The sequence below is a fragment of the Devosia lacusdianchii genome (assembly GCF_022429625.1).
Classification (GTDB): domain Bacteria; phylum Pseudomonadota; class Alphaproteobacteria; order Rhizobiales; family Devosiaceae; genus Devosia; species Devosia lacusdianchii.
The window spans coordinates 1,507,837-1,528,692 of record NZ_CP092483.1; the positions used below are offsets into that span (position 1 = coordinate 1,507,837).

Consider the following 20,856-nt stretch of genomic DNA (forward strand, 5'->3'; position numbering starts at 1 on the left):
CGTTGGCGGAACATCGCGGCGACGAGATGTTGCGCAAGGAATTCAAGGGCGTTGCTGTATTCCTGTTCTGGATATCCGGCATCATCAATGTTCTGGCCCTGACGGGCTCGTTCTACATGCTGCAGATCTACGATAGAGCGCTGACCAGCGGCAGCATTCCGACCCTGGCGGCTCTGTCGATCCTGGTGATCGGCCTCTACCTCTTCCAGGGCGTGTTCGACATTGTTCGCACACAACTGCTCGTGCGCGTTGGCGCGCGCTTCGATCGCATGCTGGCGCCGATCGCCCACCGTGTGAGCGTCGACATGCCTCGCTTCGGCTTTTCCACCGGCGAAGCCCTCGAGCGTGGACGTGATGTCGATACCATCCGCTCCTTCATGGGCAGCCAGGGCCCCGTGGCCCTCTTCGATTTGCCATGGGTCCCGCTCTACGTGCTGTTCGTCTACTTCCTGCATCCCATGCTCGGCGCCCTCACCCTGGGTGGTGCGATAACGCTGACGCTGCTGACGGTGTGGACCGAACTCAAGTCCCGCAAGCTGGCCTCGGCATCCCAACAAGCCTTCCTGTCGCGCAACGCGGTCGCTGACTCCAATGCCCGCAACGCCGATATCATCAAGGCGATGGGTTTTTCCGCCCGCGCCGTCGCCCGGTTCAATGAGGCCAATCAGGATCACCTGACCCTGCAGACCAGGGCCAGCGACGTCATAGGGACCTTCGGCGCGTTCTCCCGCGTGTTGCGCATGGTGCTGCAATCGGCATTGCTCGGGCTGGGTGCCTATCTGGCGATCCAGGGGCAGATGTCCGCGGGCGCCATCATCGCCATTTCTGTCGCTTCCTCCCGTGCACTTGCGCCGATCGATATGGCGATCGCCAATTGGAAGGGCGTGGTCGCGGCGCGGCAAGCCTTCAAGCGCCTGCGTGACACTATGGTTGCCCTCTCCGGCCTGACCAAGCCACTTGACCTGCCGGCGCCAGCCAAGTCGCTCAAGGTCGACAAGATCACCGTGGCTGCTCCCGGATCAGGCCGCGTCCTGCTGACCGAAGTCGGCTTCGAGCTGAAGGCGGGACAGGCCGTCGGTGTCATCGGTCCCAGCGGGGGCGGCAAGACCACCCTCGTTCGCGCCCTGACCGGCATATGGCCGACCCTGCGTGGCGCTATCCGCCTAGACGACGCCGATCTGACCCAGTGGGATGAAGACAAGATCGGTCAATACGTCGGCTACCTGCCGCAGGACGTAGCCCTGTTGGATGCCACCATCGTCGAGAACATTACCCGTCTCGCCCCTGATCGCGATGCCCGTGCCATCGTTGCCGCCACTAGGGCGGCTGGCGTGCATGAGATGATCGTCCGGCTCCCGGATGGTTATGACACCCAACTCGGCCCTATGGGCACCGCGCTTTCCGCCGGTCAGCGCCAGCGCATCGGCCTTGCGCGCGCGCTCTACGGCGATCCTTTCCTCGTCATCATGGACGAGCCGAACGCGTTTCTCGATGCCGAAGGCGAGCAGGCGCTCAACCTGGCGATCCGCCAGATCAGGGCACGCGGCGGCATCGCCGTCGTAGTCGCCCATCGCCCCAGCATCCTCGCCGAGGTCGACATGGTTGCCGTCCTCCAGAACGGCAAACTGACCGCGTTCGGGCCGAAGGACGAAATCGTCGCGGGCCAGCGGCAAGCCAATTTCAACGCCCCCAAGGTCGTCGAGCCGCGCATGGAAGCGGGAGAACCGGCATGATCATCGAAGCCAAGGCCAATCGCGAATCCGCCCCGCCGGTCGATCCCGCCAAGCGGTTCGACCTCAATAAGCCGGAGCGGGAGTCGAGGGTACCGTTATTCGTAGCGCTACTGATCGCCGGCGTCGGCGCCTTCATCAAGAGCGCCTTTCCAGCAATGTCGCAGAGTGGAACCGACCCCTCGCAAGGGGGTGACAGCGCGGCACCCGGCAATCAGGAAGCACCACGTGCCGGTCGCGCCGTTTCTGGCAACCCCGTTGATCCCGTGACCACGGGCAGCATCGGCAATGACGATCCGGACAATGCCATCGGTCATTCGGTCGCCTGGCCAAAGGGCTTCGTCATGCCCGATGCCGTGGCGATCGCCTATGCGACGCCGTTCGAGGTTTTCGGGCCGAACATTGCCCCGTTCTTCCCGGCGGCCTTCGGCTATCGGCCGGAGAACGACAACGCTCCCGTCAGTGTGCCGGCGGACGAACCTCTGGCATCCATCGCCGCTGATCCCAATCAGCCTCTGCCGTCTCCGGCCGACAATGACGATGAGCCGGATGACGATGATGATGACGATGACAACGACGATGACGACGACGATACCCCGGACCAGGGCAATCGCGCCCCCATTACCATGGGGTCGGTTCGCCTGAACGACGTTTTTGCCGGCCAGGTCGTCTTGATTGGTCTCTCGCAACTGCTGTTCGGCACCATCGATCCGGACGGCGACATCCTGACCATCAACGACATCACGCTGACCGGTGGCACGCTCGTTCAAACGGCGGCGGGCTGGTCGTTTGCGACCGTGCCCGGAATGCTCGGCATCGTCACCTTCACCTACAATATCAGCGACGGGCTGGTGGAGATCGTCCAGACGGCGACGCTTCAGGTGGTGCGCAATACCGTGCTCCTGACGCCGCACGACGACGTGTTCGTGGGCACGCCGTGGGACGACGATATCGACGCGTTGGCCGGTGACGATATCGTCGATGCCCGAGCCGGCAACGACACTGTGGTCGGTGGTCTTGGCAATGATCACATCAATGGCGGCGACGGTGACGACGAGCTGTTTGGCGGCCTAGGCGACGACGCCATCTTCGGCGGCCGGGGCAACGATATCATCGGCGGCGGCGAAGGCGACGACAGGCTCTTCGGCGACGAGGGCAATGACGTCATCGATGGCAACGAGGGCAACGACACCCTGATGGGTGGCGCTGGCGACGACATCCTTGATGGCGGCGACGGCGACGACCTTGTCGAGGGTGAGGATGGCGCTGATATCGCCTATGGTGCAGCCGGAAATGACGTCATGACCGGCGGTGCTGGTGACGACGTCCTCGATGGCGGAGAAGGTGACGACGATCTCTCTGGCGGCGACGGCGACGACATGCTGGTCGCCGATGCCGGCGATGACGTGGCGCGAGGCGATGCCGGCAACGACACCATTGAGGGCCACTCAGGCAGTGACACCCTGATAGGCGGTCTCGGTGACGACCTTATGGATGGCGGCGAGGGCGACGACACTCTCCGTGGCGACGATGGGGACGACACAATTCTCGCCGGAGCGGGCGACGATACGGCCTGGGGCGGCGAAGGCAATGACCAGCTCTTCGGTGAGGACGGCGACGACGAACTCTATGGCGACGCTGGCGACGACCACATTTCCGGCGGCGTCGGAGACGACGAGCTTTATGGCAGCCTGGGCAACGACACTTTCTCGGGTGACGCCGGCTATGACGAGATCGACGGCGGCGTCGGCTACGATATCCTCGATTATGCCCAGACCTCGGCCGACCTCTACATTCACGTTGACGACGGCATCGCAGCCAGTCTCGAAGTCGATGAGGACCTGTTCGAAAACATCGAGGAGATTATCGGCGGGCGCGGCGACGACACTTTCGTCGTCGGCACGACGGCGACCGTGATGGCCGGCGGCGAAGGGCAGGACCTGTTCATCTTCACCGTCAACGACGCCGCAATGAGCGAGCAGATCGTCCAGCAGATCATGGACTTCGTCGTCGGTGACCGCATTCACGTCGCCGATTACGAGATTTCGCACTGGAACGACGCCGCTCAGGACGAGCAGCAGCGCTTCGAAGAGCTCTACGACGCTCTCGAGGAAGGCTTTGAGTCCGACCTGCCGATCCGCGTCCGACACGCTTTCTATGACGACATGGATCACACCATCATCGAGGCGGACATCGACCGCAACGACTTCTACGAGCTCGCCATCGTTCTCGATGGTGTCGCCGCGCCCTTGGGCATCGGCAATCATTTCGCCTGACGGGACGACCAGGGAGTTCAGTTTATGAGTACAATGGATATCGGCATGCCCTACGCGCGCGCTGGCAAGGGACGGCCCGTCAAGCAATCCGATTTTGGGCTACGGGGCAGGGTGGTCGTCGGCAGCGTCGCCGCGGTGTTGCTGTTGGGCGGTATCGGCGGTTGGGCGGCGACGGCAAAGCTGTCGGGCGCAGTCATTTCCAGTGGCACCGTGCTGGTTGAGGATAGCCTGAAGGTTCTTCAGCATCCCGATGGCGGCATCGTTAGAGCCATCGAGGTGCGCAAGGGCCAGGATGTCTTGCAAGGCCAGGTCCTGCTGCGGCTCGACGATGTTCAGATCCGTACCGAACAGGCGATCCTGACCGGGCAATTGGCCGAGTTCGTTGCGCGTCGCGCGCGGCTCGAAGCCGAGCGCGACGGCCTGACGGCCATTACATTTCCCGATGGCTACCTCGACCAATATCCCAATGCCGCGCAGATTTTGCAGGGCGAGCAGCAATTGTTCGACAGCATGGTTCGCAACCGCGCGTCGCGGCGCGAACAGCTCGAGTCGCAGGTCGATCAGCTCCGCAAGGAAATCATCGGCCTGGACTTTCAGGCCTCAGCCCTCGAGCGCGAGATGGTACTGCTGCAGGAAGAGCGCGCGCGCATGGGGTCGCTGGCCGAAAAGGGCCTGATGGAAACCACCAGGATAAATGCCACCGATCGCGAACTGGCCCGCATGATGGGCAGCCAGGGCGAGGTAACGGCAAATATCGCGCGCTCGAATGCCCGCATCGGCGAGATTCAGGTGCAAATCCTGGCCATCGACGAACTGGCCTATACCGAGGCTCAGCGCGAGCTTCGCCAACTCGATGCGACGATCGCGGAACTCCAAAACCGGCTGGCGGAGGTGACCGACCGTCTGGCCCGCACCGAAATCCGCTCGCCGGTCTCCGGCGTGATCAACGAGCTCACCGTGACGACGCTCGGCGGGGTCATCAGCCCCGCCGAGCGGTTGATGACCATCGTCCCCGATGACGCCGATCTCAAGATCGAATTCCGGGTACAGATTAACGACATTGACCAGATCGAGGTCGGCCAACCCGCCAAGCTCCGCTTCAGCGCCTTCGACCAGCGGACGACGCCGGAAATCGACGCAACGATCTCGCGAGTCTCGGCTGCGGCGACCAGCGATGCCACCACCGGTCAGAGCTTCTATCTGGCCGAGGCCGAAGTCGCCGGCGACCTTTCCGTACTTGGCGATCGTGGCCTCGTGCCCGGTATGCCAGTCGAAGTTTTTGTTCAGACGCGAGAACAGGTTGCTATCTCTTACTTCCTAAAACCTTTTACCGATCAGGTTACGAGAGCCTTCCGCGAAGAGTAGGTGTGTCAATTTTCTTGACGCAGCCAAGCACATTAATCAATTTTCCATTTCGTGAATTTACGGAGTGTTAATTAAGAAGTAGGGTTGTCTAAGTTGAATTTGGGCAGGGGTCGCAGCAATTTTGCTGCAATAAAATGAAGAACTTAGTTAAAGTCGTGATCGCTGACGATCACCCGGTCCTACTGGCTGGAATGACTTCTTTGTTCGCCACCAGTAGCAGGCATAAAATCGTAGGTCAGGCTGCCGACGCCGATACCAGCTTGCAGCTTGCCACAACCCTCGCTCCCGACGTTCTGATCATGGATCTGAGCATGCCGGGAGACGTGTTTCGCACCATCGGCCAGATCGCCACGACGCTGCCGAACACCAAGGTGGTCGTCTTCACCGCCTATTGCAGCATCGAATCCGCGCTCAAGGCGCTCGATGCCGGCGCGACCGGTTTCGTGCTCAAGGGCAGCCCTTCGTCCGAGCTGATCGAGGCCATCGACATTGTCATGTCCGGCCAGATGTTCGTCACCCGGCAATATGCCAGCCAGGTGATGAACGGCCTGCGCGACCGCGCTCGCCGGCAGGCCCTCGACGAGGCAATCAAGCTCAATGTGCGCGAAAAGCAAATCATCGGACACCTGATGCAGGCGCGGACCAATCGGGAGATCGCGGCCGAGCTTCGCATCAGCGAAAAGACCGTCAAACACTACATGACCGGGCTGATGCTCAAGCTGAAGGCCCGCAACAGGGTGGAGGTAGTCATCGCCGCCCGCCAGAACCAGGACATGGAAAGCGCTGTGAGCCGCTAAGCTCCAGCGCTCAACGAGTTGTCCGGGCAGGGCGGCTTACTCGGCCGCCACAGCCATTGCGCTTGTATCCAGTGCTACAGTGGCAACCGTCTGCCCGCGCTCTTGCACACTCCGCGCGAAAAGCGACGAGAGCTCCCGCATTGCCGGTCTCCGGCTGCGGATCATATCGCACAGATCGTCCTCGTCCTGGCTCGCGACCCTGAACAGGTCATTGCGCGCCGTCACGCGGAAATTGGAACTGTCGATAATGGTGATCGTGCCGCGTCGGACCAGCGCCTGCAAATTGCGGCTCACGGTCTCCACCGTCGTGCCCAGATAGCTGGCAAAGTCGCGACGATTGATCGGCACGTGGATGAGGCCGGCTTCCCGCGCGCGCCCCAAACGTATCTCGCTCGTCAGCAAGCGCAGCACCATGAACGTTGCCAGGCGCTGCATCGTGTTCTGGCACGCCAGCACCAGGATGCGCTCATGGGCGTCGTCGAGCTGGCACAGATTCTCCATATGGATCAGATGCTCCAGCTCCGGGCGCTCCGCCAGCAACGTCTCGAAAGCAGCCCGTTCGACGCAGGCCAGCACGACATCCGTCGCGGCCTCGACGCAGAATTCTGCGCTCACATCAAACACCCGGCCGAAGAATCCGGGCGCCTCGATGACGCCGACAATATTGGTGTGCCCGTCCGGCAGGTAGCTCACGAGCTTGATGGTGCCTTCGACCACGCAGCCAACCAGGTTGGACAGGCCCGGTTCGCAGATGGTCTCGCCGCGCGAAAATCGCCGAATGCGGGGCGGGGCGATGAGCTTCTGCACGGGGTTGGCCTGGGGCTCAGCCCGGTATCTCTGCTGACTGTTGCCGATCGAGAACGCGCCATCCATTCGCATCTCCTGCCCAAATATATCCAATGCTCGGTCCAAGCGGGGCACCGGGATAATCTGGTGTTCCGTCAGTATGTTACTTATGGACCCAGAGGGCGGCACACTTCTACTTACGATGGTCTGTCAATGATTCAGACCAAGGCGGCATCCGCAAACGACGTTGGTCGCTCCCAATTCCAGACCTTAGTCCCGACGCCATGCAAAAAGGCCGGCGACGCTAGGGCGCGTGCCGGCCAAGATATTGAAAATGAACGGAAAACGGCGACCTTAGATGGCGTGATCGGTCTGAGGGTCGAACAGGTGCAAATGGTCCGGCGCGATGCTCACGGCAATGGTATCGCCCGCTTTCGCGTCGGTGCGGCGTGTTTCGACCACTGTTAGCTCCGGGGTCGTGGCGGTCGCCACATAGGTCATCGACCCCGTCGACTCCACCACCGCCACCGGCAGCCGCAATGCGCCAGCCCCATCGCCGCCGACGACGAGATGCTCCGGCCGTAGGCCGACGATCACCTTGCGCCCGGCCGACACCTGCCGGCCCAGCGGCAACGAAACGCCACCCGCCAAGTCGAGCTGCACGCTCTGCCCATCGGCCCCAATGGTGCCGGGCACGAAATTCATCGCCGGAGATCCGATAAACCCGGCCACGAACCGGCTCACCGGCCGATCATAGAGCTCCAGCGGCGAACCCTGCTGTTCGATGACCCCGTCACGCATGACCACCACGTGGTCGGCCATGGTCATGGCCTCCACCTGATCATGCGTAACATACACCGAGGTCGCCCCCAGCCGGTCATGCAGAGCTCTGATTTCCTTGCGCATGTGCACGCGCAAAGCCGCGTCGAGGTTGGAAAGGGGCTCATCGAACAGGAATGCCTTGGGATTGCGGATGATCGCCCGGCCCATCGCCACACGCTGGCGCTGCCCGCCAGAAAGCTCCCGCGGATAGCGCTTGAGCAGGGCCGATAGGCCCGTGGTCGCCGCCACCTCCGCCGCCTTGGCCTTGGCTTCCGCCTTGCCCACGCCATGCAGACGCAGGGAATAGGTCAGGTTCTCCTCCACCGTCATATGCGGGTAGAGCGCGTAGCTTTGGAACACCATGGCGACGTCGCGCTTGCGCGGCGGCACGCCGGTCATGGGCTCTCCGGCGATCCGGAGCGTACCCGAGGTGATCGTTTCCAGCCCCGCGATGGACCGCAGCAACGTGGACTTGCCGCATCCCGATGGACCCACCAGCGCCACGAAGCTGCCCTTTGCGATCGTGAGGCTGACATTCTTCAGCGCGTGGAATGCCCCGTAGTGCTTGTCGATATTGCTGAGCTCGATCTGTGCGGTCATTTGAGGGCTCCCGAGGTGAGGCCAGAGACGATACGGCGCTGCAAGAGGACGAAGACGGCCAGGATCGGCGTCACGTAGATGGCCGAATAGGCCATGATGGAATTCCAGTCGGTCGAGTTCGGCCCGAGAAAGCCGGAAAGCCCAACGCTGGCGGGCTGGAGCGCTGTGTCCTGGATGATCGACTTGGAGTAGATGTATTCGCCGAACGAACCCATGAATGTGAGGATCGCACAGACCAGTATGCCGTTGCGCGCCAGCGGCAGTACGATCGAGAAGAACGCCCCGACCCGAGAATTGCCATCGACCAACGCGGCCTCCTCCAGTTCCCGCGGGACGCTCATGAAGGTTGCGCGCACCAGCACCACGAAGAACGGCATGGACTTCGCTCCCGCCGCGAGCACCACGGCGGTCCGTGGCCAGTTCAGCAAGCCGATCTGGTTGAAGCCCACAAAGAGTGGCGTGATCATCACCGAGGCCGGCAACACCTGCAGCATCAGGATCATGAACAGCCCGATATCCACCCAGACGCTGCGATACCGCGCCAGCACATAGGCGCAGCCGGTGCCCAGGATCACCGTGATGGCCGTCACGCCGGAGGCGATGACCACCGAGTTCCACAGGAACGTACCCATTGTCCGCCGTGTCCACACCGCCGGATAGACGCTGGGATCAGGCGTCACCGGCCAGAAGGTCGGTGGATTGGCGAAGATTTCCGAGCCCGATTTGAGGCTCGTCACATACATCCAGTAGAGCGGGAACAGATAGACTGCGGCAAAGGCTAGCGCGGCAACCAGCAGTAGCCAGGGAACATAAGGCCGGGTCATCCGCGCACCTCATGCCGGGTCGAGCGCACATAGACCACCGAGGCAAACAGCACGAGCACGAACATCATCACCGATATCGTTGCCCCCTTGGCGAAGTCATAAAGCTGGAAACTCATCTGCCAGGCCCAGTAACCCGCCACGGTCGAGGTATTGGCCGGTCCGCCTTCGGTGAGGGCAGGGAACAGGTCGAACTGTTGCAGCGTGCCGATCAGGCCGAGCGACAGCACAGCGCCGATCGTCGAGCGCATCATCGGCAGGGTGATGGTCCAAAACCGCTGGAACGCATTGGCGCCATCGAGTTCGGCGGCCTCATAGAGATCGCGCGGGATCGAGGCCAAGCCAACCGACAGCAGCAGCATGTTGAACGCCAGCCCCAGCCAGATATTGGCGATGACCACCGCCCACAGCGAAAAGTTCGGGTCCGATTTCCAGAAGATCGTGCCCTGCGTAATGCCCAAGCCCCGGAGCACACTGTTCAGCACGCCAAAGTCGCCCGCAAGAATAAGACTCCAGATGCCACCGACAACCAGGCCCGGCATCACCCAGGAGACCAGGAACAATCCACGGATGGTCGATGCCCCGGGGAATTTCTGCGCAAAGAAGACCGCCAGCGCAAAGCCCAGGATAAACTGGCCAGCCATCGAGGCAAAAACGAAAATCAGCGTGTTCTTGGTGACCAGCCAGAATTCGGGCTGCTGCACCACGGCGACATAATTGGCTATGCCCGCAAATGGCCGGATCAACGAGCCCAGGGTGAACATGTCCACCTGCTGAAAGCTCATCAACACATTATAGACCAGCGGCAGCCCCGCCAGCGCCACAAGGAACAGCATGGCCGCGCCGACCAGGATCAGGTCGAAACCCACCCCGTCGCGCATGCTGTTGAGAATTCGGGACATGACGGCCCTCCGCAGGGGAAAATCAATATGACCGGCCGAATTGCTCCGGCCGGCCCAGGTCGGGGAGGAGGGTTAGCCGACAATGCCTTTGATCGTGGCCTGAGCCTGATCGAGCGCGTCCTTGGCCGACATCTGGCCGGTCAGCGCGGCCTGCATGGCGTCATAGATAGCCTTGGAAATCTTCTGCCATTCCGGGTGGGGACCACGCGGCTGCGCATACTGGAGCTGCTCCTGGAACACCTTGAGCGCGGCATCCTTCAGCGGCACGCCGGTCTCGGGGAGGGCGATATCGCTGCGTGCTGGTAGACTGGAGAACTCGGGGAACATGCGCGCGTCTTGGCTCACGAAGAATTCCAGCACCTTGAACGCCTCGTCCGGATGCTTGGTCGTCGAGAAAATGCCCCAGTTGAACCCACCCAGCGCCGACGACCGCTCGCCGCCTTCCGTTTGGGTCGGCAGCAATGCCACGGCCCAGTCGAACTTGGCGTCGGTGGACATGCGGTTCAGTTCCCATGGACCAGAAATGGCCATGGCTGCATTGCCGGAGTTGAACGTACCGGTGGAGTCCCACTGGCCCAGGCTCAGCACGTCCTGGCTGGCCGATTTGGCGTCGATCATCGCCTTCCAGTCATCGAGCGCTTCGACGGCGCCGGGGACGTTGACGTTATCATAGCCGCCACCGGCCATCTGGATCCACGGCAGATACTGGAACGTGCCTTCTTCGCCGGCACGCGCCGAGAAGGTGATGCCATAGACGTTATTGGCCGGGTCGGTCAGTTTTGCCGCCGTGTCGACGAGTTCGCTCCAGGTCTTGGGCGGCTCGGCAATGCCAGCCTTGGCGAACAGGTCCTTGTTGTAGAACAGCGCGATGGTGTCCGTGTATTTGGGCAGGCCAAACAGCTTGCCATCCCAGCTCACCGAATTGAGCGGACCTTCGAAATAGACGCTGGTGTCGATGATGTCGGAAGCAGCCGCGCGCTCGGTAATGTCGAGGAATGCCCCGCGCGACGAGAACAGCGCGAAGTCCGGATTATCAAGCGAGATGATGTCTGGCGCCTGGCCGGTGGCGAAGGCGCGCAGGGCTTCGTTGACCAGATCGTCGAACGGAATGATCCGATAGTCGATTTGAATATCGGTATTCTGCGCGTTAAACTCCGCGCTCAGCGTATCGGCAATGCCGGGCTGATTGGCACCGTCGATCGACCACACCTTGATCACGGTCTGGGCCATGGCGGGAACCGCCATACCCATGGCACCAAACGCAATGCCGGCCATCAGGCCGAGATATTTCAGCTTCATAGACGTCCTCCCAGATTGCAGCCTTGCTGCTTGCAAAAATGCCGTCGGCCCTCCCTGGCCGATGCGGCGCCTAGCCGGCGGCAGCGACGAAGTCGCCACCACGGCAATTCTTGAGATAGTTGAGTGCGCGGACCTGACCGGTCATTTCGAGGTCGCCGCGATAGACCGGGTCGTGCCAGCCTTCGATATCGATCGAGCCTTCATACCCGGCGAGCCGCAGCTCGGAGATCACGTCGGTCCAATTGCTGTCACCGAACCCCGGCGTGCGCATGAACACGAACTTCTCCTTGCCGAAGACGCCATGCTCCTTGATCACTTCCCAGCGCACCGTCGCGTCCTTGCCATGCACATGGAAGAATTTGTGCGCCCACTTGCGGATCTGGGGCAGGGGATCGATCAGGTAGACGAGCTGGTGGCAGGGCTCCCATTCGAGGCCGATATTGTCATCTGGCGTCTCGTTGAAGATCAGCTCCCAGGCATCGGGATTATGGGCGATGTTCCAGTCGCCCGTCGCCCAATTGCCGTCCATGGCGCAGTTTTCAAAGGCAATCCGGACGCCCTTGTCCGCCGCCCGCTTGGCCAGATCGCTCCACACTTGCTTGTAGCGGGGCAGGCTATCGGTCAGCGGCTTGTTACGGATGCGACCGGTAAACCCCGCCACCGTGGTTGCGCCGAAGTGGTGCGCGTTGTCGATACAGTCCTTCCAGCCCTGCAGCGTCTGGCGATCCATCTCCTGGTCTTCCAGCGGATTGCCGAACATGCCCAGCGTCGAAATGGTGATGTCGCGGTTACCGATCGCGTCCAGCGAACGCTTGCCCAGTTCCGCCAGGTCTTGCCCGTTGGTGGTCTGCCAGAAGAACGGCTCGAAACTCTCGAAGCCCAGATCGGCGATGGCAGCGATGTTCTCGGCCGCCTTGCCTGATGTGGCCTGGATCATGGTGCCGATGCGAATGGACTTGGCTGGGTTGGTCACGTCGAAAATCCCTAGACTGAAATGGTCACGCGCTGACGGGTCTTGGCGCTTTCGATCGCGGCAAAGACCATGGCGAGGCTCTTGATATTGTCGTTGCCGGCCGTCTCGGGCGCGCGGCCTTGCTCGATCGCATCGAGGAAGTCGGCAAGCACGCTGGCATGGCCATGGGTCTGGTCGAGGTCTTCAGGTTCGGGGACGTCGATCGCCTGCGGCGCACGCAGCAACCCGACCCCATCCGCGGCCACATTGGCCTCGAAACGATCCTCGCCGTCCCAGAGCAGGGTGCCCTTGCTACCCACCACCCGCCAGGCGCTCTCCCAGCTCGTATTGGCGCCTTCCGCCGACCACGAGCCGCGATAGTTGAACACCACGCCATCATCGAACTCGAAGATTGCATTGGCCGCGGCGCCATGGCCGTACCAGGAGCCCTTGGGGTTGGTCTCGAGGCAATAGACCGCCTTGGGTGCCACGCCGGCCATGAAGCGCGCCGCGTCGAGCGTATGGATCGCCATGTCGAGCAGGAGCACGTTTTCCATTTCTTCGCGGAAGCCGCCAAAATGCGCGCCGACGAAGAAATCGCAATGCAAAGCCGTCAAATCGCCCAGTGCTCCGCTTTCGAGGAGCCGCCGTATCCGGCGCACGCCAGCGACAAAGCGCCGGTTCTGCACCACGGCATGGGTGCGCCCCGCAGCACTGGCTTGAGCGATCATCCGCTGCCCGGCTTCCAGGCTCGCCGCCATCGGCTTTTCGCTCAGCACGTGACAGCCGTGCTTGAGGCCGATAGCCACCACGTCCGCCCGCGCTGACGGCACCACCACGTCAAACAGCAGGTCGGGCGTGGTCTGGGCAAGCACTTGGTCGAGGTCGGTGCCGATCACCGCATCGGAAAGCCCAAATTCGCTGGCGCGCGCTTCGGCAGTGGGGCGGTGGAGGTCGACCAGTCCGACGATCTGAACGCGATCTTTAAGCAGGGGATGCTCGGCAACCGCCGACAACCAACCCCTGGACATGCTTCCGCAACCCGCGAGAACGGCTTTGAACACCAAGATGAGAACTCCTCTGGACCTCGCCTTGACGTCTCATCTTGCGTGAGAAATCGTCCGCACGAGTCCCGTAAACGTTTACGAAGGTACGTACCTCATTTTCTGGTGTCAATAGGTTTCGTAAACGTTTCTGAAACTGTCGGGGCCTTGTGGAGAAGTCGGTGGATCGCGGCTTGCAAAGCCGCAGCCCGGAGTTCATTGAATGGTAAAAAATCAACGGACCTCCAACGGTCCGGCGCACAAAAGCGGGGCATCGGAAACATGAAGGGCATCAGGCGCTTGGCGCAGCAGCTCGATATCTCGATCGGCACTGTGTCGCGTGCGCTCAATGGCAAGTCCGATGTTAGCGAGCAGACGCGCCAGCGCGTGCTCGAGGCCGCCAGCGCCATGGGTTATGTGCCCAATCAGGCCGGCCGCGCCCTGCGCAAGGGCTCCACCGGCGTCGTTGGCTTCATGATGCAGACCGGCTCACACATAACCGGGGAGGGCGACGTTTTCTTCATGAGCGTCTTCGACGGCGTGCAAACGGTCTTCGCTCGTCACCAGCTTGATCTGGTCGCCTTGCTCTGTTCGTCCGAGGAGGACCCGGACGCCTATATGCAGCGCGTCGTCGCGCGCGGTTTCGCAGACGCCCTGATCATCTCGGCCACCAAGCGCCACGACCAGCGCATCACCTTCCTTGCTGAACGAAAGATCCCGTTCATCGCCCTTGGCCGCAGTCTGACCGATGCGGGCCAGCCCTGGCTTGATCTCGATTTCGAAGGCATGGCTCAGGTCGGCGTCTCGCGCCTCATCGCCAAGGGCCATCGCCGCATCGGCATCTTTGCCCCGTTCGACGATATAAATCTCGGTTTCATCACCATCGAGAGCTATCGGCAGACGCTTGGGGCGCATGGCATAGAATTCGACCCGGACATGATCTTCCGCGCCCATCCCAGCGAGCGCGGTGGCCACCAGATGGGTCAGCGTATCGCCGCCATGCCACCGGAAAAGCGTCCGACGGGTTTCGTGCTGACCAACGAGGTCATGTCGGTCGGCCTTTATCGCGGCTTGCGCGACTCCGGCCTGATTCCCGGCAAGGACATCGCAGTCATCGGCCGCGACAGCCCACACGCCCATTACCTCAATCCGAAGCTGACCTGCTTCCGACTGTCGCTGCGCGATCTCGGCATAACGCTCGCGGAATCTTTGCTGGCCACTATGCCCGCCTATGCCCATCTCTATCCGCTCGGCATCGTCCGCAAAGTCGTGCCGCTCGAACTGGTCGAGGGCGACAGCGACGGCGACAATATCTAGATGGCTTCCGCCTCAAACCGGCGATGCGACGCATAGAGCAACGCCGACTGCCGCACCAGATCAAGCTCCAACCCATCCTGCGCCACCGTGGCCTCGATGATGCCGAACACCCCAGATACGGCATCCGCCAACGATTCTGGCGTGGCTTTGCCCCGGAGCGTTGCCGACACAAACAGCGACGCAAGTAGATCGCCGGTGCCCGACGCCTTGGTTGACAGGGCAGGGGTCGTCGCCTGCCAAGCGCCATCCTGCGTCACGGCCGTGGTGATGATGGTCTGGTCGGTGGGACTTCCGGTCACCAGCACCACCCGCTTGCCCAGCTTCCGCGCCGCTGCCACCAGTTCGGCTTTGCCCGCACTCGCCCGTCCGACCAGCGCGTCAAACTCAAACCGGTTGGGCGTCAACACGTCCGCCAGCGGCACCAATTGCCTGGTGATCGCCTCGCGAACCTCTGGCTTCACATAAAAGCCCGGCCTGAAATCCCCCATGACCGGATCGCAGACATAGAGCAGCCCGGGATTCCTGGCCTTGGCCCGCGTTACGAAATCCACCACCACGGCGGCAATCTCAGGCGAACCAATATAGCCCGTCATCAGCACGCGGGACGCCTCGACCAGTCCGCGATCCTCCAGCCCGGCCAAAAGGTCACGCACCAAACCGGCGTCCAACACGCTGCCCTTGACGCTCGGATAGGCGGGATGGTTGCTCAGCAGCACCGTCGGCACGGCAGCAACCTCGAAGCCTGCCAACTGCAGCGGAAACACCGCAGCGCTATTGCCGACATGGCCGTGGATGACCTGGGACTGGATGGATATGACGCTCATCTTATGCCGATCGAAGTGTGTGCTAAGTTCCCGAACCTGGGCGTGTTCGGCAGAATTTTCTAGGCCACGACTAAATGGCTAGAAAGCCATCTCTGGCGTAACCCGACTAAAGGACTAGAGTAACCGTCAATAACGCAATTCTGGCAAGGGCATAGCACATGACCAAATTCCTCGTTAGCCGGCGTACTCTGTTGGGCGCGACCGCCGCGCTACTGGCGTCCACGGCGCTGCCGCGTGCCGCCTTTGCCCAGGATGCCGTAAAGGGCGGTCGCCTCATCGTCGCCGCCGACTCTGAGCCGCGCAATCTCAACCCGGCCATCGTCGCGTCCAACGGCGTCTTCTTCATCGCCAGCAAGGTCATCGAGCCGCTGGCTGAGGCCTCTTTCGACGGTGAGAATGGTCTCGCGCCGCGCCTTGCTACCGCCTGGACCGGTTCCGAAGACGGCCTTTCCGCCACCTTCACCCTGCGCGAAGGCGTCACCTGGCACGATGGCAAGCCCTTCACGTCCGAAGACGTCGCCTTCTCGGCGCTCAACGTGTGGAAGCCGCTGCAAAATCTCGGCCGCCTTGTCTTCGCCAACCTCGAAGCCGTCGATACGCCCGATCCACTGACCGCAATCTTCCGCTTCTCCAAGCCGACGCCCTTCCAGCTCATCCGCAACGCGCTGCCCGCCACCACGAGCGTGCTGCCCAAGCACCTCTATGAAGGCACCGACATTCCCGAGAATCCGGCCAATGCCCAGCTCGTCGGCACCGGACCCTTCAAGTTCACCGAGTACAAGCCCGGCGAGTATTATCTCCTCAGCCGCAACGAGACCTATTGGGGCGAGAGCGAGCCCAACCTCGATGAAATCCTCTACCGCGTCCTGCCAGACCGCGCCGCTGCTGCCGGCGCTCTGGAAGCCGAGGAAATTCACCTCGCCGCTTTCTCCGCCGTACCGTTGGCCGACCTCGCCCGAATCGGCGAAGTCGAGGGCATCGAAGTCATCTCCAAGGGCTATGAAGGCCTGACCTATCAGCTCGTGGTCGAAATCAACCACCGCACCGAGCAACTGGCCAACCTCAAGGTCCGCCAAGCCATCGCCCACGCCATCGACAAGCAGTTCGTGGTCGATACCATCTTCCTCGGCTACGCCACTGCCGCCACCGGCATCGTCCCGCAGAACGCGCCCGAATTCTACAACCCCGAAACGCCGCAATATGCCTTCGACGTCGACAAGGCCAACGCCCTGCTCGACGAAGCCGGCTACCCCCGGGCCGCCGACGGCAACCGCTTCACCCTGCGCCTGCTGCCCGCGCCATACTTCAACGAGACCCGCCAGTTCGGCGACTATCTCCGCCAGGCCCTGGCCGAGATCGGCATCGACGCCCAGATCGCCAACAATGACAGCGCTGCCCACCAGCAGGCGGTCTACACCGACCATGCGTTCGATCTGGCCATCGCTCCGCCGGTCTTCCGCGGCGATCCGGCCATCTCGACCACCATCCTTCTCCGCACTGCGACGGCTGAAGGCGTACCCTTCTCCAACCAGGGCGGCTACAGCAACACGGCGCTCGATACGCTGATCGATGATGCCCTGATCGCCGTCGACGAGGAGGAACGCACCGCGCTCTACAACGAGGTCCAGGTCGTGGCAGCCGAGGACCTGCCGCTGATCAACGTCGCCGAGTGGGGCTTCATCACCGTGGCCCGCACCAGCGTCCACAACGTTTCCAACAATCCCCGCTGGGCCGTCTCGAACTGGTCCGACACCTGGATCGACGGCTAGTCCCGAGCTCCGGCCTCTCAGTTGTCCACCCTCCCCCTTGTGGGGAGGGAAGCGAGATAGGACTTAGCGTGAGCCAAGTCCGTTAAATCGAGCAGGGTGGGGGTATCTCTCCGCGAGTCCGGCGTGCAAGCATATCCCCACCCTTGATCCCTCCCCACAAGGGGGAGGGAGACGACTGAAACCACCGGAATAACCCCTTGCACCGTGCCGGCAAACTCGTCCTCCGCCGCCTGGTCGGCAGCATCCCGGTGCTGCTGATTGTGCTCGTCGGTACCTTCTTCCTGCTTGAACTCGCCTCCGGCGATGCTGTCGACGCCTACCTCGTCTCGACCGGCGGTGGCGATGCCGCCCTCGTCGAAACCCTCCGCGCCAATTGGGGCCTCGACCAATCCCCAATCACCCGCCTCGGCCTCTATCTCTGGAACGTCCTCCACCTCGATTTCGGCTACTCAGTCCTGCTCAATCGCCCCATCCTGACCGTGGTGCTCGAGCGCCTCCCCAACACGCTCCTGCTCATGGGCAGCGCGGTCGCCCTGTCCTTCGGCATCGGCTCGCTCCTCGGCATAGCCGCCGGCTCCCGACCCGGCAGCGCCCGCGATCGGCTGCTGTCCATCGGTTCGCTCGCCCTCTACGCCGTTCCGAGTTTCTGGCTCGGTCTCGTGCTAGTGGTGGTGTTCTCCGTCCAACTCCGCTGGCTGCCGCTCTCAGGCATCGAAACCCTCGCCTCCGGCAAGGCCGGCCTCGACCGCGCCCTCGATATCATCAGGCACCTCGTCCTCCCGGTTGGTGCGCTGGCCCTGATCTATCTCGCGCTTTATCTCCGCCTGATGCGCGCGGGCATGGTCGAGGTCTGGCGCCAGGACTTCGTCCTCGCCGCCCGCGCCAAGGGCCTCTCCCGCCGCCGCATCGTCTGGCGCCACGTCGCCCGCAACGCCCTATTGCCGCTTGTCACCATGCTCGGCCTGCAATCGGCCACCATGCTCGGCGGCAGCGTCGTCATCGAGAGCGTCTTCTCCATCCCCGGCCTCGGCCGCCTGGCCCAGGAAGCCGTCTCTGGCCGTGATACCCCATTACTCATGGGCATCATCGTCATCAGCGCCGTGCTGGTGATCCTCACCAACCTCATCGTGGACGTCGTCTACGCCTTCCTCGACCCACGCGTCGGCGCCAGCGAGGCCAGCGCATGATGGCCCGCTTCGCCAAATCCCCCGAAGGCCTGTTCGGCGCCGCCGTGCTCGCCGTGCTCATCGTCATCGCTCTCGGCGCGCCGCTATTCTTCCCGCGCGATCCGCTGTCCATCGTCGGCCCCGCACTCACCGCTCCCTTCACCGATTGGGCGCTTCCCCTCGGCACCGATCGCCTCGGCCGCAACGTCCTCGCCGGCCTCGTCCACGGCGCTCGTGCATCCCTGCTGGTCGGCTTCGCCGCTACCATCGCGGCCATCATCATCGGTGCCAGCGTCGGCACCATTGCCGGTTTCGCCGGTGGCCTCGTCGACGAAATCCTCATGCGCATCGTCGACGCGTTCCAGACAGTGCCCGGCTTTCTCCTTGCCTTGGCCTTCGTCAGCGTCATCGGCGCGTCTCTGCCCGTCGTCGTCCTCGCCATCGCCCTCGGCGCCTGGACCGGCCCCGCGCGCCTCGCCCGCGCCGAAGTCCTCTCCCTGCGCGAACGCGACTATGTCGCCGCCGCCCGCGTCATCGGCATGCATCCCGCCGAGATCGCCTTCCGCGAAATCCTGCCCAACGCCCTGGCGCCCGTCCTCGCCCTCAGCGCCGTCATCGTCGCCGGCGCCATCCTAACCGAGGCGGCGCTGTCCTTCCTCGGCCTCGGCGATCCAAACATCGTCACCTGGGGCTCGATGATCGCAGAGGGCAGGGCGGTCCTGCGCTCCTCGCCCTTCTTGTCGATCATCCCTGGTCTCGCGCTGGTGATCACCGTCCTCGGCGTCTACCTCTTCGGCGAGGGCCTCGCCGAAGCCCTCAGCCGCCGCCGGGTGCGGCTATGACCGTCCTTGCTGATATCACCGACCTCAGCGTCCATTTCGGCGCAACCGCCGCCCTGGACGGCGTGACGCTGACCATCAACGCCGGCGAACGCCTCGCCATCATCGGCGAAAGCGGCTCCGGCAAAAGCACCCTCGCTCTCGCTCTCGCGGGTCTTCTCCCCGCATCCGCCCGGCAATCCGGCAGCATCAACTGGCCGCAGGGCAAACCCACACTTGGCCGCGATATCGGCATGGTCTTCCAGGATCCATCCTCCAGCCTCGATCCAGTCCTGACCATTGGCGAACAGGTCGCCGAAGGCGCCGTCGCTCATCTCGGTTCCGATTGGAAAGCCGCCCACCTCCGCGCCCGCGACCTGCTGGCCCGCGTAAAACTGCCCGATCCCGATAGCCTGCTCCGCGCCCATCCGCACCAGCTCTCCGGCGGCCAGCGCCAGCGCGTCGCCATCGCCGCTGCCATCGCGGCCAACCCCAAATTCCTGATCGCCGACGAGGCCACCAGCGCCCTCGACACCATCGTGCAAGCCGAAATCGTCGCGCTGCTGACCAGCCTCGTGGACGAAGCGGGCATGACCCTGCTCTTCATCACCCATGACATCGCCTTGGCCTCCGGCCTCGCCGACCGCATCGCCGTGTTTCGCCAGGCCAGGCTCGTCGAACGCGGCCCAACCGCCGACATTATCCTGCGCCCGCGCGAGCCCTACACCGCCGCGCTCCTCGGAGCCCATCTCGACCTGAGCACGCCCCCCTTGATCGGGACTGGCGCATGACCGACCTTCTCACCGCCAAGAACCTCAGCAAATCCTTCCGCCGCTCCGGCGCACGTCTCGCCGCCGTGACCGACGCCAGCTTCTCCATCGCGTCAGGCGAAACTCTCGGCATCGTCGGCCCCTCTGGCAGCGGCAAGACCACGCTCGCGCGCCTGATCATGCGGCTGGTCGAAGCCGATGGCGGCACCCTGCAATTCGAGGGCATCGATCTTCTCGCCCTCCGCGGCGCTGCCCTCCGCGCCACGCGCAAGCGCCTCCAGATGGTGTTTCAGGACCCGCTCGCCGCGCTGAACCCGCGCGCCAGCGTCGCCGACGTCATCGCCGATCCCCTGCGCGTCCATCGCCTTGCCACCCGCGCCGATCGCCCCGCCGCCATCGCCCGCCTGCTCGACCGCGTCGGCCTGCCAACAAACCTCGCCACCCGCGCCGTCCACGAAATCTCCGGCGGCCAGCGCCAGCGTGTCGCTATCGCCCGCGCCCTCGCCACCCAGCCGCGCCTGATCGTGCTCGACGAGGCCGTCTCCGCGCTCGACGTCTCCGTCCGCGCCCATATCCTCAGGCTATTGGTCGATCTCCAGGCCGAAACCGGCGTCAGCTACATCTTCGTCTCGCACGATATCGCGGTGGTCCGCGCCATCGCGCATCGCGTCGCCATCATGGAGCGCGGCCGCATCGTCGAAACCGGCCCGACCGCCCAGGTAATCGCCGCGCCACAATCGGAGACGGGCAGGGCGCTCCTCGCCGCCGTGCCGCGCCTCCTCCAGCCACAGGACTGACC

At 63.1% G+C, this 20,856-nt stretch carries 18 protein-coding genes; 10 read left to right on the plus strand and 8 right to left on the minus strand.

Annotated features, from left to right (window positions below):
- Window positions 1-26 precede the first annotated feature (26 nt).
- The 4 genes from MF606_RS07220 to MF606_RS07235 all read left to right on the plus strand — a co-directional run bounded on the left by MF606_RS07220 (window position 27) and on the right by MF606_RS07235 (window position 6,168).
- Window positions 27-1,733, plus strand: a complete 1,707-nt coding sequence (locus tag MF606_RS07220) for a type I secretion system permease/ATPase (RefSeq protein WP_240233800.1) — start codon at window positions 27-29, stop codon at window positions 1,731-1,733.
- Entirely contained in the window at window positions 1,730-4,006 is a 2,277-nt protein-coding gene (locus tag MF606_RS07225) for a calcium-binding protein (RefSeq protein WP_240233133.1), read from the plus strand. The genes MF606_RS07220 and MF606_RS07225 overlap by 4 nt, the downstream gene beginning before the upstream one ends.
- A 24-nt stretch (window positions 4,007-4,030) precedes the next feature.
- Window positions 4,031-5,371 (plus strand): HlyD family type I secretion periplasmic adaptor subunit, encoded by a 1,341-nt coding sequence (locus MF606_RS07230; RefSeq protein ID WP_240233134.1) that lies wholly within the window; start codon window positions 4,031-4,033, stop codon window positions 5,369-5,371.
- 134 nt (window positions 5,372-5,505) lie between these two features.
- Window positions 5,506-6,168 (plus strand): response regulator, encoded by a 663-nt coding sequence (locus MF606_RS07235; RefSeq protein ID WP_275693133.1) that lies wholly within the window; start codon window positions 5,506-5,508, stop codon window positions 6,166-6,168.
- Window positions 6,169-6,204: 36 nt separating this feature from the next.
- Here MF606_RS07235 and MF606_RS07240 read toward each other — a convergent pair whose 3' ends face one another.
- The 7 genes from MF606_RS07240 to MF606_RS07270 form a co-directional block, all read right to left on the minus strand.
- Window positions 6,205-7,041, minus strand: a complete 837-nt coding sequence (locus MF606_RS07240) for a Crp/Fnr family transcriptional regulator (protein WP_240233136.1) — start codon at window positions 7,039-7,041, stop codon at window positions 6,205-6,207.
- 267 nt (window positions 7,042-7,308) lie between these two features.
- Window positions 7,309-8,376: an ABC transporter ATP-binding protein gene (locus MF606_RS07245; protein WP_240233137.1), complete on the minus strand. Its 1,068-nt coding sequence runs from the start codon at window positions 8,374-8,376 to the stop codon at window positions 7,309-7,311.
- Window positions 8,373-9,200: a carbohydrate ABC transporter permease gene (locus MF606_RS07250; protein ID WP_240233138.1), complete on the minus strand. Its 828-nt coding sequence runs from the start codon at window positions 9,198-9,200 to the stop codon at window positions 8,373-8,375. The genes MF606_RS07245 and MF606_RS07250 overlap by 4 nt, the downstream gene beginning before the upstream one ends.
- Entirely contained in the window at window positions 9,197-10,099 is a 903-nt protein-coding gene (locus tag MF606_RS07255; protein ID WP_240233139.1) for a carbohydrate ABC transporter permease, read from the minus strand. Before MF606_RS07255 ends, MF606_RS07250 begins: the two co-directional genes overlap by 4 nt.
- A 72-nt stretch (window positions 10,100-10,171) precedes the next feature.
- Window positions 10,172-11,398: an ABC transporter substrate-binding protein gene (locus MF606_RS07260; RefSeq protein ID WP_240233140.1), complete on the minus strand. Its 1,227-nt coding sequence runs from the start codon at window positions 11,396-11,398 to the stop codon at window positions 10,172-10,174.
- A gap of 70 nt (window positions 11,399-11,468) precedes the next feature.
- The gene (locus MF606_RS07265; RefSeq protein WP_240233141.1) at window positions 11,469-12,371 is read right to left on the minus strand and encodes a sugar phosphate isomerase/epimerase family protein; all 903 of its coding nucleotides are present in this window, start codon (window positions 12,369-12,371) and stop codon (window positions 11,469-11,471) included.
- A gap of 11 nt (window positions 12,372-12,382) precedes the next feature.
- Window positions 12,383-13,417, minus strand: a complete 1,035-nt coding sequence (locus tag MF606_RS07270; RefSeq protein WP_240233142.1) for a Gfo/Idh/MocA family protein — start codon at window positions 13,415-13,417, stop codon at window positions 12,383-12,385.
- 258 nt (window positions 13,418-13,675) lie between these two features.
- On the opposite strand from MF606_RS07270, the gene MF606_RS07275 reads away from it, so the two are divergent.
- Window positions 13,676-14,710, plus strand: coding sequence for a LacI family DNA-binding transcriptional regulator (locus tag MF606_RS07275; protein WP_240233143.1), 1,035 nt, complete (start codon window positions 13,676-13,678; stop codon window positions 14,708-14,710).
- Here the strand turns inward: MF606_RS07275 and pdxY are convergent.
- Window positions 14,707-15,534 carry a pyridoxal kinase gene (gene pdxY / locus MF606_RS07280; protein ID WP_240233144.1) on the minus strand — a complete coding sequence of 276 codons (828 nt, stop codon included), beginning with the start codon at window positions 15,532-15,534 and terminating at the stop codon, window positions 14,707-14,709. The two genes, MF606_RS07275 and pdxY, sit on opposite strands and share 4 nt — an antisense overlap.
- Window positions 15,535-15,692: 158 nt before the next feature.
- Between pdxY and MF606_RS07285 the strand changes: the two genes are divergently transcribed.
- The 5 genes from MF606_RS07285 (at window position 15,693) to MF606_RS07305 (ending at window position 20,854) form a co-directional block, all read left to right on the plus strand.
- Window positions 15,693-17,303: an ABC transporter substrate-binding protein gene (locus MF606_RS07285; RefSeq protein WP_240233145.1), complete on the plus strand. Its 1,611-nt coding sequence runs from the start codon at window positions 15,693-15,695 to the stop codon at window positions 17,301-17,303.
- A 197-nt stretch (window positions 17,304-17,500) separates the two neighbouring features.
- Complete coding sequence (locus tag MF606_RS07290) at window positions 17,501-18,490, plus strand: ABC transporter permease (RefSeq protein WP_240233146.1); 990 nt, start codon at window positions 17,501-17,503, stop codon at window positions 18,488-18,490.
- Entirely contained in the window at window positions 18,487-19,311 is an 825-nt protein-coding gene (locus tag MF606_RS07295; protein ID WP_240233147.1) for an ABC transporter permease, read from the plus strand. The genes MF606_RS07290 and MF606_RS07295 overlap by 4 nt, the downstream gene beginning before the upstream one ends.
- Complete coding sequence (locus MF606_RS07300; RefSeq protein ID WP_240233148.1) at window positions 19,308-20,078, plus strand: ABC transporter ATP-binding protein; 771 nt, start codon at window positions 19,308-19,310, stop codon at window positions 20,076-20,078. The genes MF606_RS07295 and MF606_RS07300 overlap by 4 nt, the downstream gene beginning before the upstream one ends.
- Window positions 20,075-20,854, plus strand: a complete 780-nt coding sequence (locus tag MF606_RS07305; RefSeq protein ID WP_240233149.1) for an ATP-binding cassette domain-containing protein — start codon at window positions 20,075-20,077, stop codon at window positions 20,852-20,854. Before MF606_RS07300 ends, MF606_RS07305 begins: the two co-directional genes overlap by 4 nt.
- The last annotated feature ends 2 nt before the right edge of the window (window positions 20,855-20,856 follow it).

Coding starts and splice junctions, on each gene's coding strand:
- MF606_RS07245 (WP_240233137.1), bottom strand. CDS start 8,376: ATGACCGCACAGATCGAGCTCAGCAATATCGACAAGCACTACGGGGCA.
- MF606_RS07255 (WP_240233139.1), bottom strand. CDS start 10,099: ATGTCCCGAATTCTCAACAGCATGCGCGACGGGGTGGGTTTCGACCTG.
- MF606_RS07240 (WP_240233136.1), bottom strand. CDS start 7,041: ATGGATGGCGCGTTCTCGATCGGCAACAGTCAGCAGAGATACCGGGCT.
- MF606_RS07295 (WP_240233147.1), top strand. CDS start 18,487: ATGATGGCCCGCTTCGCCAAATCCCCCGAAGGCCTGTTCGGCGCCGCC.
- MF606_RS07225 (WP_240233133.1), top strand. CDS start 1,730: ATGATCATCGAAGCCAAGGCCAATCGCGAATCCGCCCCGCCGGTCGAT.
- MF606_RS07275 (WP_240233143.1), top strand. CDS start 13,676: ATGAAGGGCATCAGGCGCTTGGCGCAGCAGCTCGATATCTCGATCGGC.
- pdxY (WP_240233144.1), bottom strand. CDS start 15,534: ATGAGCGTCATATCCATCCAGTCCCAGGTCATCCACGGCCATGTCGGC.
- MF606_RS07305 (WP_240233149.1), top strand. CDS start 20,075: ATGACCGACCTTCTCACCGCCAAGAACCTCAGCAAATCCTTCCGCCGC.
- MF606_RS07285 (WP_240233145.1), top strand. CDS start 15,693: ATGACCAAATTCCTCGTTAGCCGGCGTACTCTGTTGGGCGCGACCGCC.
- MF606_RS07260 (WP_240233140.1), bottom strand. CDS start 11,398: ATGAAGCTGAAATATCTCGGCCTGATGGCCGGCATTGCGTTTGGTGCC.
- MF606_RS07230 (WP_240233134.1), top strand. CDS start 4,031: ATGAGTACAATGGATATCGGCATGCCCTACGCGCGCGCTGGCAAGGGA.
- MF606_RS07235 (WP_275693133.1), top strand. CDS start 5,506: ATGAAGAACTTAGTTAAAGTCGTGATCGCTGACGATCACCCGGTCCTA.
- MF606_RS07220 (WP_240233800.1), top strand. CDS start 27: ATGTTGCGCAAGGAATTCAAGGGCGTTGCTGTATTCCTGTTCTGGATA.
- MF606_RS07250 (WP_240233138.1), bottom strand. CDS start 9,200: ATGACCCGGCCTTATGTTCCCTGGCTACTGCTGGTTGCCGCGCTAGCC.
- MF606_RS07300 (WP_240233148.1), top strand. CDS start 19,308: ATGACCGTCCTTGCTGATATCACCGACCTCAGCGTCCATTTCGGCGCA.